The sequence below is a fragment of the Shewanella sp. NIFS-20-20 genome (assembly GCF_019209865.1).
Lineage (GTDB): Bacteria > Pseudomonadota > Gammaproteobacteria > Enterobacterales > Shewanellaceae > Shewanella.
On sequence record NZ_JAHUTT010000086.1, the window covers coordinates 1 to 10923 of the forward strand.

Annotated in this window: 8 protein-coding genes and 5 tRNA genes; 7 read left to right on the top strand and 6 right to left on the bottom strand. The window is 45.9% G+C overall.

The window, feature by feature from the left end:
* Positions 1–348: 348 nt before the first annotated feature.
* From KU855_RS17805 to KU855_RS17820, 4 genes are all read right to left on the bottom strand, one after another.
* A tRNA-OTHER gene (locus tag KU855_RS17805) sits at positions 349–438 on the bottom strand.
* Positions 439–490: 52 nt separating this feature from the next.
* A tRNA-Met gene (locus tag KU855_RS17810) sits at positions 491–567 on the bottom strand.
* A gap of 36 nt (positions 568–603) precedes the next feature.
* A tRNA-Met gene (locus tag KU855_RS17815) sits at positions 604–680 on the bottom strand.
* Between the two features lie 36 nt (positions 681–716).
* Positions 717–793 (bottom strand) — tRNA-Met (locus KU855_RS17820).
* A 354-nt stretch (positions 794–1147) separates the two neighbouring features.
* Between KU855_RS17820 and rlmKL the strand changes: the two genes are divergently transcribed.
* The 5 genes from rlmKL (at position 1148) to rmf (ending at position 7754) form a co-directional block, all read left to right on the top strand.
* On the top strand, positions 1148–3274 hold the full coding sequence (gene rlmKL, locus KU855_RS17825) for a bifunctional 23S rRNA (guanine(2069)-N(7))-methyltransferase RlmK/23S rRNA (guanine(2445)-N(2))-methyltransferase RlmL (protein WP_218532425.1): 2127 nt from the start codon (positions 1148–1150) through the stop codon (positions 3272–3274).
* Positions 3267–3494: a glutaredoxin family protein gene (locus tag KU855_RS17830; RefSeq protein ID WP_218532405.1), complete on the top strand. Its 228-nt coding sequence runs from the start codon at positions 3267–3269 to the stop codon at positions 3492–3494. The genes rlmKL and KU855_RS17830 overlap by 8 nt, the downstream gene beginning before the upstream one ends.
* Before the next feature lies 1 nt (position 3495).
* On the top strand, positions 3496–5433 hold the full coding sequence (locus KU855_RS17835) for an ABC transporter ATP-binding protein (RefSeq protein WP_218532406.1): 1938 nt from the start codon (positions 3496–3498) through the stop codon (positions 5431–5433).
* Between the two features lie 29 nt (positions 5434–5462).
* A complete protein-coding gene (locus tag KU855_RS17840) occupies positions 5463–7400 on the top strand; it encodes a DUF3466 family protein (RefSeq protein WP_218532408.1) in 1938 nt (645 codons plus the stop codon).
* A 177-nt stretch (positions 7401–7577) separates the two neighbouring features.
* Positions 7578–7754, top strand: a complete 177-nt coding sequence (rmf, locus tag KU855_RS17845) for a ribosome modulation factor (RefSeq protein ID WP_218532410.1) — start codon at positions 7578–7580, stop codon at positions 7752–7754.
* Positions 7755–7816: 62 nt separating this feature from the next.
* Here the strand turns inward: rmf and fabA are convergent, their stop codons facing one another.
* Both fabA and KU855_RS17855 read right to left on the bottom strand, forming a co-directional pair.
* A complete protein-coding gene (gene fabA / locus KU855_RS17850; RefSeq protein WP_218532412.1) occupies positions 7817–8332 on the bottom strand; it encodes a bifunctional 3-hydroxydecanoyl-ACP dehydratase/trans-2-decenoyl-ACP isomerase in 516 nt (171 codons plus the stop codon).
* Between the two features lie 71 nt (positions 8333–8403).
* On the bottom strand, positions 8404–9996 hold the full coding sequence (locus KU855_RS17855) for a S16 family serine protease (RefSeq protein ID WP_218532415.1): 1593 nt from the start codon (positions 9994–9996) through the stop codon (positions 8404–8406).
* A 217-nt stretch (positions 9997–10213) separates the two neighbouring features.
* On the opposite strand from KU855_RS17855, the gene KU855_RS17860 reads away from it, so the two are divergent.
* A tRNA-Ser gene (locus tag KU855_RS17860) sits at positions 10214–10303 on the top strand.
* Positions 10304–10417: 114 nt separating this feature from the next.
* Entirely contained in the window at positions 10418–10813 is a 396-nt protein-coding gene (locus KU855_RS17865) for a hypothetical protein (RefSeq protein ID WP_218532417.1), read from the top strand.
* Positions 10814–10923: the final 110 nt, after the last annotated feature.

A 10923-nucleotide genomic window follows, 5' to 3' on the forward strand; every position in this document is an offset into this window, starting at 1 on the left:
GTGCTTGGTAAGGGAAAGAAGGCTCATGATAGGGTCTCAGCAAAAGAGAGTATAAGATCACAACGCCATCAAATTGAAAAGCTTTGCCCATTTGATTGGCTAAAATTTGTTCGCGATCTCACCCTGGCTACCATGCTGCTCAATCCTGAATTTTAGGCACAAAAAAACCTGCAAATGCAGGCTTACTTCCTCATTTAGAGGTTGGTTGCGGGAGTAGGATTTGAATAAAAGCGACGACCTTCGATTCTTTTGTCGAGAGTTGAGCCCGACGAGCTACCATGCTGCTCAATCCTGAATTTTAGGCACAAAAAAACCTGCAAATGCAGGCTTACTTCCTCAATTAGAGGTTGGTTGCGGGAGCAGGATTTGAACCTACGACCTTCGCCTGCAGTTAATAAGAGTTGAGCCCGACGAGCTGCTATGTTGCTCCATCCTGAAATTTAGGCATAAAAAAACCTGCAAATGCAGGTTTACTTCCTCAATTAGAGGTTGGTTGCGGGAGCTGGATTTGAACCAACGACCTTCGGGTTATGAGCCCGACGAGCTACCATGCTGCTCCATCCCGCGTCCGATATTTTCAATCTAATGTACATGTTGATGAATTGGTTGCGGGAGCTGGATTTGAACCAACGACCTTCGGGTTATGAGCCCGACGAGCTACCATGCTGCTCCATCCCGCGTCCGATATTTTCAATCTAATGTACATGTTGACAAATTGGTTGCGGGAGCTGGATTTGAACCAACGACCTTCGGGTTATGAGCCCGACGAGCTACCATGCTGCTCCATCCCGCGACTGTTTTTGTCTGTTTCAAAGCTTGACTCAACTCTCGATTATCTCGGTTTGTTTTGCTGCTGCTTCAGAACGAGGCGAACTATAGCGATGCCATCACGCTAATGCAAGGACTATTCCACAAATAAGTGTCATCTGCTTACTCGGTAAGCACTTTGTTGGTATATTCAGCAAATATTGTATTTGATGCCATTGTTGAACGCTTTTTGGAGGCAGCCTTTGTGCTCGAGCAGGTTAAACCCGTCAGAATTGGCTGGTAAAGAATAAAAAGCTGCTATAGATGCAGCAAGGTTTATCATTTATAGCCATGACCATGTATAATGCGCGATTATTTTGGTAGCGTCGTAGCGTATTTCATGTATTCATTTTTTGCCGCAGCCCCGAAGGGCTTTGAGTATGCCTTAGCGGGCGAATTAACTTCATTAGGTGCTGTAGAAGTCAGAGAGAGTGTGGCGGGTTGTTATTTCTCTGCTTCCATTGAACAAGCCTATCAAATCGTGATGTGGAGTCGTTTGGCCAGTCGCTTAGTCTTGATCATATATAAAGGTCCTTGTGAGACAGCGCAACAACTCTATGATGCTGCCTATTGTATCGATTGGCCTAGTCACTTTGATTATCGCCGTACGTTTAGTATCGATTTTCATGGTACCGGTGGTTTTATCAATAACACCCAGTTTGGTGCCTTAAAAATTAAAGATGCAGTGGTCGATCGTTTCCGCGAGGATTGTGATCGCCGTCCAGACGTTAGCCGCACCGATGCGGATATTCGCCTTGATGCCCATTACCGTAATAATCAAATCACCATAGGTTTGAACTTCTCTGGCCCGGCGATGCATCAACGCGGTTACCGTGATCGCACCGGCGATGCGCCGTTAAAAGAAAACTTAGCGGTTCATATGTTGTATCGCAGCGGTTGGGCACAAGATCAACAAACCTTGATGGATCCTTTCTGTGGTAGTGGCACCGTGTTAATTGAAGCGGCGTTAATGGCGGCGGATGTTGCCCCGGCGATTAATCGCACGCGTTTTGGTTTTGAACATTGGCGTCCACATAAGCCTGCCGCGTGGCAGTTGGTCAAAGATGATGCTGAGCAACGTGCTGCGGCGGGCTTAACCGCGTGTAACATTCAATTTCGCGGCTCAGATATCGATGGCCATGTGGTGGCGTTAGCTAAACGAAATGCTGAACATGCCGGTGTATCACACCTGATAGAATTTAACCGCGCCGATGCGTTGACTGTGATGCCATCCGCGCCAACTGGCTATGTGGTCACTAACCCGCCTTACGGTGAGCGTTTAGGCAATATGTCGGGGTTATTGCAGCTTTATTATCAGCTGGGCGATAAATTTAAGCGTGACTTTGGTGGCTGGAAAGTGGCCATGTTGTGTAGCGATATTGAATTGGTATCGTCAATGAAGCTCAAAGCCGATAAACAAATGAAGATGTTTAACGGTGCCTTGGAGTGCGTATTTAATCTGTATACCTTGCATGCAACCAGCACGCGCCGCGAATTGCCGAGCGCAGAAGGTATTGATATTAGTGCGGTGGCTCAACCTTTTGCCAACCGTCTTAAGAAAAATCTTAAGGCGTTAGAAAAGTGGGCGAAGAAAGAAGGCATCGACAGTTACCGTATCTATGATGCTGATATTCCGGAATACAATGTCGCTATCGATCGCTATCTCGACTATGTGGTGGTGCAAGAATATAGCGCGCCAGCCAATATTCCTGAAAACATCACCAAGCGTCGTATGACTGATATGTTGCTGGCGCTGCCGCAAGCGGCTGGAGTCGACACGGATAAAATTATTATTAAGACGCGTGAACGCCAAAAAGGCGTGAGTCAGTATCAAAAGTTAAATAAAGACAAACTGGAGCTGATCACGACCGAATATGGGTGTCAGTTCAAACTGAATCTGACAGATTATTTAGATACCGGATTGTTCCTTGATCATCGATTGACACGCCGCTTGGTGGGACAAAAGTCTCAGGGTCGCGATGTATTGAACCTGTTTTCTTATACAGGCTCAGCGTCGGTTCATGCCGGTAAGGGCGGCGCTCAATCGGTGACGACGGTTGATATGTCAAATACCTATTTAAATTGGGCAAAAGACAACTTTGTCTTGAATGGCTTAATCGGCCGTCAATATCACTTTGAACAAGCCGACTGCCTGCAATGGGTCAAAGATTGTCAGCTTAGTTTTGATTTGATCTTTATCGATCCGCCGACCTTCTCTAACTCCAAGCGTATGGAAGACTCATGGGATGTACAGCGTGATCATATTAATGTTCTTGCTGATCTCAAAAAACTGCTGCGCCCAGGTGGTGAAATCATATTCTCTAATAATAAGCGCAAGTTTAAGTTAGATGTAGACACGTTAACCAAACTGGGATTAGTGGCTAAAAATATGGACGATGTGTTATTGCCAATGGACTACAAACGTAATCCACAGATCCACAATGTTTGGTTAATTACTCATGCCTGAGTTGATTCTTTACCACACTGATGGCTGCCACTTGTGCGAACAAGCGGCAGCGATGTTAGCCAGTGCTCAGTTACCCTTTATTCATCAGGACATCTGTGATGATGAAGCATTAGCCGAGCGTTATGGCATCAGTATTCCAGTGTTGGCTCGTCAAGATAGTGAACAAGAACTATGTTGGCCATTTGATTTGGCGGCTGTGGTCGCCTTTGTAGGAGAATAGTGTGAGTCTGGTTCGAATTAATAGAGGCTCCTTGGCCTACGGATACACCCCTTTACTCAAAGACGCTGAATTTACAATTGAGCCCGGCGAACGCGTCTGTATCGTGGGGCGTAATGGCGCAGGTAAATCGACGTTATTGAAGGTGCTCAGTGGCGATTTATTGCTTGATGATGGTGAATTCAATATTGCCAATAATGTCAAGGTCAGCCGTTTACAACAAGATCCGCCAAAACAAGAACAAGGATCTGTGTATAGCTATATCGCCGACGGGTTAGAAGAAGTGGGCAAGGTACTGGAGCAGTATCATGATATTTCTCACCGCATTGGTTCTGCCGATCCTGATGAAATGGAAAAAATGCTCAAGCAGATGGAGCGTCTTCAAGGGCAATTAGATCATCTCAATGGCTGGCAGCTTGATAGTCGTATTGATAGCCACTGTAAGCGATTAGGTATCAGTGCCGATACACCGCTATCTGAGTTATCTGGTGGTTGGCAGCGCAAAGTCGCTCTCGCTCGAGCGTTAGTGAGTGAGCCTGACTTATTACTGCTAGACGAACCGACTAACCACTTAGATATCGACACCATTGAATGGTTAGAGCAATTTTTGTTGAGCTTTAAAGGCGCGATTGTGTTTATTTCTCACGACCGCGGCTTTATTTCGCGTATGGCCACTCGAATTGTCGATTTAGATAGAGGGGTCGTAACGTCTTGGCCGGGCAACTATCAAGCCTACTTGGACGGTAAAGCGGAATGGTTACGGGTTGAGTCTGAGCATAATGCTAATTTCGATAAAAAATTGGCTGAAGAAGAAGTGTGGATCCGCCAAGGGGTTAAAGCGCGTCGCACCCGTAATGAAGGTCGAGTTCGTGCCTTAAAAGCGCTGCGAATGGAGCGGCTAGAGCGCATTAATCGTCAAGGTGGGGTCAATATGGCCGTGGCTGATAATGAGCGCAGCGGTAAGCTAGTCTTTGACGTCAAATCCCTGTGTTACAACCTGCCAGATAAAAACCTGGTCAATAACTTTAGTACCACAGTCATGCGTGGCGACCGAATTGCCTTGATTGGACCTAATGGTTGCGGTAAGTCGACGCTGATCAAGTTGCTGCTGGCGCAATTAGCCCCGCAATCTGGTGAGTTAAAATGTGGCACTAAATTGCAGGTGGCTTATTTTGATCAGTATCGCGAGGCGCTAGATCCTGAAAAGACGGTCGAAGAAAACGTGGGTGAAGGTAAGCAAACCGTCACCATTAATGGAAAAGACCGGCATATTCTTAGCTATCTACAAGACTTCTTGTTTTCGCCGATGCGCGCTCGCACTCCGGTGAAAGCCTTGTCTGGTGGTGAAAAAAACCGATTATTACTGGCTCGGTTATTATTGCGTCCAGCAAATTTAATCGTACTTGACGAACCTACCAATGATCTGGATATTGAAACTCTGGAATTATTAGAGTCGATGTTGACTGATTATCAAGGTACGTTATTGATTGTGAGTCACGATAGAGCTTTTATTGATAATACTGTCACCAGCAGCTGGTGGTACGCCGGTAATGGCCGTTGGGCCGAGTTTGTTGGTGGCTATCAAGATGCGGTTGAGCAGGGGGCAAGCTTTTATCGTGAAGGTGAGGCCGTAGATAGCAAGGTTGCGGAACTAAACCCTGAAAAGACAATCGAAACCAAACAAGCCGCTGTTGCACCAGCGAAAGTGCAAGCGCCAGCTAAAAAGTTATCATACAAGCTGCAACGTGAGCTGGATGAATTGCCCAAACTCATGGAAACGCTTGAAACTGATATTGAACAGTTACAATTGCTGGTAAGCGATGCCAATTTTTATAATCAGAGCCAAGAGGTCGTCAACGACACGCTTTCGCGGCTGAGTGAACAAGAACAACAACTGGAAATTTACTTTGAGCGTTGGGAAGCGCTGGAGTCAATGAAGTAGAGCCACATTAACGACAGGATAATAAAAACATGAAGTTGAAGTTGGAAGTCGCATTATCTGGGGTTGCTATTGCTGTATTAAGCTCAATGACGAGTGTTTATGCGGCACCTGTATACGAAATTCAAAATATCATTGAGAAAACCGATGAGTATAACCCTAGCGGTTATCCTGATGTCGATGGTACTTTGCCTGGTACTCGTAATGGTTATGGCACTGGGGTCAATGCCAACATGGAGATGATCGGACTATCACAAGGGCGGAAAAAGCTCAGTGATGATGACATCGAAGACGGCGGCATTATCGACGAAGAAGATGGTATTGCCCCAGCAGAGCAGATCCGTTACTCGATTTTCGAACCGATTTTAGCCAACAACTTTAGTTTTTTTGCTGAACAAAATGCGACACCGACGCCGTGGGCACCAGAGTTTCTGAAGATCAATGGCCAAACTTCGCGTGCGGATGATGGCGATACCTCTGCCAATGCAGCTAACTCACCCTCACCCAATAATTCGGTCGATGTGTCACTGTTTGCGCTAAATAATGCCGGGGTAAAAGTTGGCAGTATGTCCGCGCCACAAAAAACTATGGATTACGTAGGCACAGATACTGAACAGAAGTTCTGGTACTACCGTGACTATGAAGAACGTGGTGTGGCCGTCAACACTGACGGCACTCAAGTCGAACTGCTGCCGCCCTATACTCAGTATGTGAAGGATGACGATGTGGTCAGTCTCGGTGGCCGCTCTATTGGCGCCGAAATCAATGAGTCGGGCTTAGTGGTGGGTTATGCCAGCACCGCTCTGAGTAAATTTGGTACCGAGCGGGTCGATGTTTGTTTAAGTACCAATAATACCTTGCCTTTGGATATCTGTGTTCAGCGCGAACAGTTCCCCGATCTCAATGGCGTGCGTAACATTCAGTATCAGATGCGCGCTTATGTTTGGCAATTGAATGCAGATAACACCGCCGTTGAAACAAGCGAAGAGCTGCCGTTTGGCTTAGACCCCACCGGCTCTGACTTCGTCTTTACTTCTCAAGGGTTAGGCGTCAATGCTGCGGGTACTGTGGTGGGGCGCTCCAATGTTTATCGTTACGGCGATACCGATAACCTCCGCAATGATGCCGCCTATTGGGAGAAAGATGCTCACGGCAAATATCAGTATAAATGGGTACCGGTGCGCGATGATGACGTTTTAAACTCGATAGCGTTTGATATCAATGACAGTGGTATTTTGGTCGGTAGTTTTAAAAGTTATTTGTCGGGTTATGTGCGTGATAAGTTCTTTTATTACGATACCACGACTCCTGATACGCCGATTGTGATCCCTAATGATTTTGGCACATCGACTTCTGATTTATCCAGTAAGCCTAAAAGCATTAACACACATGGCCAAGTGGTCGGTTATATCGAAACTTCGTACGACAAAGAGCTACCACGTCCGAAAGAAGCCTTTTATTTTGATATGAAAGCCAATGAGGGCAAAGGCGAGTTTGTGAATCTCAATAACCAGCTGACATGTGAGTCTAAAGGCTATGAGAAAGATGCAAACGGCGAATGGAAGCGTCAGTCAATTATTGTCAAAGACGGCACCGGCACTGAGCTGAGCTATAACGCAGACTTCACCTTGGTCGATGCGGTTAGTATTAGTGACGATGGTACGATTGTTGGCACCGTATTTGTGCGTAAACCGCGCTATAAATTTGACGCTGATGGCGAGCTTATCTTAGGTGAAAATGGGTTGCCGCTCTTTGAATTGAATGGTTTTGGCCAGCCATTGACCTCGTACTTACCACGCTCGGTCGTGTTGACTCCTGCCACTGGGGCAACGGCTTGTACCGCCATTGATGATGACGATGCCAATGCACCTTACGAGCGAAAAGGCGCCTCAATGTGGTGGGCATTAGCTCTGACCCCATTATTATGGTTACGTCGCAAAAGCCTAACCCGTCAGTCTTTGTCACTTTGAATTACGAGGGGTATAAAAATCGACGCGAATGCGTCGATTTTTTTAAGCAAGGATCTCAATACGTTAATAATTGGTGGCTAAAATACTCGAATTTTTTGATTGATCTTGTGCGAAAAACCATCTATTTCTACAAGAGAAGCGCTTGCTTCGTCTGTAAATGGATTAGAGGACGCTTACATGAAAAGACAAAAACGAGATCGATTGGACAGAGCTTTTTCAAAAGGTTTTCAAGCCGGAATTGGTGGACGTTCAAAAGAAAACTGTCCTTACGCGAATCTTGATTCAAAGTCCCAATGGCTTGGTGGCTGGCGGGAAGGGATTGAAGATAGGCAAAATGGTCTACTTGTGAAGTAAGCTAAACCAGCCCTCTTTTCAGAGGGCCTTTTTATGGCACAAGGTGTCATCGCATGGGATGACTAGAATTGAGATGTATCGCTAAAGACACCCACTTTAAGATCTTTCGCTGAGTATATTTCGCGACCATCGACTTCCATGGTGGCATCAGCGATACCCATAATCAGCTTGCGATACACCTTACGCTTAATCGTGAGCTTGTAGGTAACTTTTTTGGCCGTAGGTAACACTTGGCCTGTAAATTTAACTTCACCGACTCCCAGTGCTCTACCTTTGCCCTCGGCGCCTTCCCATGCGAGAAAGAATCCCACTAACTGCCACATGGCATCGAGGCCTAAGCAGCCAGGCATAACAGGATCGCCATTAAAGTGACAACCAAAAAACCACAGATCTGGGGTGATATCGAGTTCAGCAATTAACTCGCCTTTGCCAAATTCACCACCATCTTCATTGATGTTGATGACCCTATCAATCATCAACATATTATTTATCGGTAGGCGCGGGGCATTTGGGCCAAAGATGTCACCATAACCACAGGCGATAAGTTGTTCTTTGCTGTAACTGCTAGCTTTAGTCATTTAAATGGGTGCTCCTTTATTTGTTGCGCCCAGATTAGCTAACACGTGTACGCCAAACAACTCCGATCAGATCATTCGCCACGGCGGCTAAACAATATCTTGAACTTTTCAAGCCATGTCAGCGGTGCATCATCATGGCCTGCCATTCTATCTAAACGCTGCTGCACTAGGCCATAGAGGGTGTCGTCAGCAAAATTATTATCATCATCGGCAACCCCTGCCGGCAAAGACATTAATAATTCAACCGCTTGGTCAATATGATCAACCTGGTACAAATGGAATTGTTGGTCATTAATGGCCTGAATAACCTCGGGCTTTAAATTAAGCTGGCAGACATTGGCCTTAGGAATAATCACCCCTTGCTGGCCGGTGAGTTGACGACGGACACAGAGGTTGAAGAATCCTTCAATTTTTTCATTCACCCCACCAATCGCCTGAACATTGCCCATTTGGTCGAGGGCCCCGGTAACGGCAATACCTTGTAAAATAGGGCGCTCAGCGATGGCCGACATTAAGGCACAATATTCGGCTAATGAGGCACTGTCCCCATCAATTTCTTGGTACGACTGTTCAAAGACAATATTGGCATTGAGATGCAAAGGGGCATCGCGACCGAACACACGATAGAGACACGCCGATAGGATCATCATCCCTTTGGCATGAATATTACCGCCCAGCTCGGATTTGCGTTCTATATCGGCAACTTCACCGTCACCATAATGTACCGATGCAGTGATCCTAGCCGGCTCGCCATAACTAAAGTCTGGGCTGTCGATCACTGTCAAACCGTTAATCTGACCAATAACTTCACCAGCGGTTTCGAGCACGATGAAGGCATCATCGAAATTTTGAGCAGAAAATTGCTCAGAACTATTATGGCGCCAATGAAATTGGTCTAATGCCGTCATCATTGCCGTGTTATCGAGCTCAGTGGTATCACTCAACACACTCGCTTGCGTCATTAGCTGCGCTAATGCGATCATATTGAGGCTAAGACGATCTTGGTGCTCACATTGGCGCGAGGCGTATTTAAGCAACGGAGCCAGCGCTGATGCTTGCAAGCGTAATTTTTGTCGAGCTGCTAATACTTGCAATAAGCGGCAATAGTCGGCAGCGTTATCTTGATTAAGATCGAGCTCGGCATTGCATTCGGCTAATAATGGAAACACTTGGGTGAATTTAGCCTCATGATAAGTCAGCTCCGAATACACTTGGCTACTACCAATTAAGACCAACTGACAGTTGAGCGCCGCCACACTACCGTCGTTATAGTGCACCTGCTCGTCGAGTAATACTTGCAGTAAACCGTGCCATAAATTTTCGTAGCGCAGTAAACTGTCGACGCAAATAAATATCACGCCACCAGAGCTCAATAATCCCGTCTGATTGCTGTTTTTGCCAAACAGGGCGGCTCGTCGAATGTTACCTTGTAAATAGGAATAATCGAGTTTTTGCGGATGACAAAGTGCATGAAAGACAGCGGCTCTGTCCATGCCCGCATAATCGGCAACAAAGAGAGATTGATTGGTAATTTGCAGGGCTAAGTTAAAGCTGGCGACTAATCGGGCTTGTCCCAGCAAAAGATCTGAAGGGGAAGTTTTGTCAGATAATGCCCAGTGGAAATGGGGTTCAAGATTAGTCGTAAGCACATGTGTTGGATTCATATCGGTTCATCTTAACTGTCATGCACTGATATTATCATAGAGTCACAATATTTGGCGGCACAGATTGTTGTTACGACAAGAAATCTGGTGCAATTGCATTGCCTGGGGCTAGTTCGCTGTCAAATCGAGCAGATTGTTGATTATTGGAGCATTCGCACCGCGGTGGGCTATTTTTGACTTTACAGCCCCGATGGAAACTCGTAATATTCGCAGCACTGGAGAGATGGCAGAGTGGTCGAATGCACCGGTCTTGAAAACCGGCGGCGGTTTATCCCGTCCTAGGGTTCAAATCCCTATCTCTCCGCCATATTAAATACGAAAAAAGCCGTTGATTATCAACGGCTTTTTTTGTTTTTGGCGTTAGAGAGGCTTTCCAAGAGGATTGACTCAGACAATGTACCTTTATCGAGCCCCCAATAACGTGTATTTCACACGTATCTGTTTAGCCAAGTCACTCCGTGATAAAGGCTTTCCTTTTGATATTAAAGTTTCTTTGTTGACTTGCGACAGAGCAGAAGCGGTTATTCAAAATATCGATGTTGCTGGCACACTGAAACGAATCATTAATTCAATAGACCATAAAACCCGTATCAATGACTTTATTCGTTACGTCGATGAAGTGATAAACGAGAAACGAGCTGAGTTTGATAACAACAATTCAGCCAGCACTGCGCAAGCGAAGGGGCATAAAATCCCCATCAGAGAAACAAAGCTGTATGAGCACCGAGAAACCACGGCTATAGCCCAAGTAATGCCCGTTGTTACCCTTGATGATGCATTAGTCGAATTTGTTGCTTCAAAAGGCGTTGTTTCCTAAATCATTGAACTAATCATCAGAACCACGATCAGATCATTAGAACTTTGAGATGGGTGACGATGATGGGTAAGGCAAAGTACAAAATCAGCAACTGGAAGCAATATAACCAA

What these genes read in the sequence shown, in the direction of transcription:
- rlmKL (WP_218532425.1), top strand. Translation starts at nt 1,148, where the DNA reads ATGTATTCATTTTTTGCCGCAGCCCCGAAGGGCTTTGAGTATGCCTTA.
- KU855_RS17830 (WP_218532405.1), top strand. Translation starts at nt 3,267, where the DNA reads ATGCCTGAGTTGATTCTTTACCACACTGATGGCTGCCACTTGTGCGAA.
- KU855_RS17840 (WP_218532408.1), top strand. Translation starts at nt 5,463, where the DNA reads ATGAAGTTGAAGTTGGAAGTCGCATTATCTGGGGTTGCTATTGCTGTA.
- rmf (WP_218532410.1), top strand. Translation starts at nt 7,578, where the DNA reads ATGAAAAGACAAAAACGAGATCGATTGGACAGAGCTTTTTCAAAAGGT.
- fabA (WP_218532412.1), bottom strand. Translation starts at nt 8,332, where the DNA reads ATGACTAAAGCTAGCAGTTACAGCAAAGAACAACTTATCGCCTGTGGT.
- KU855_RS17855 (WP_218532415.1), bottom strand. Translation starts at nt 9,996, where the DNA reads ATGAATCCAACACATGTGCTTACGACTAATCTTGAACCCCATTTCCAC.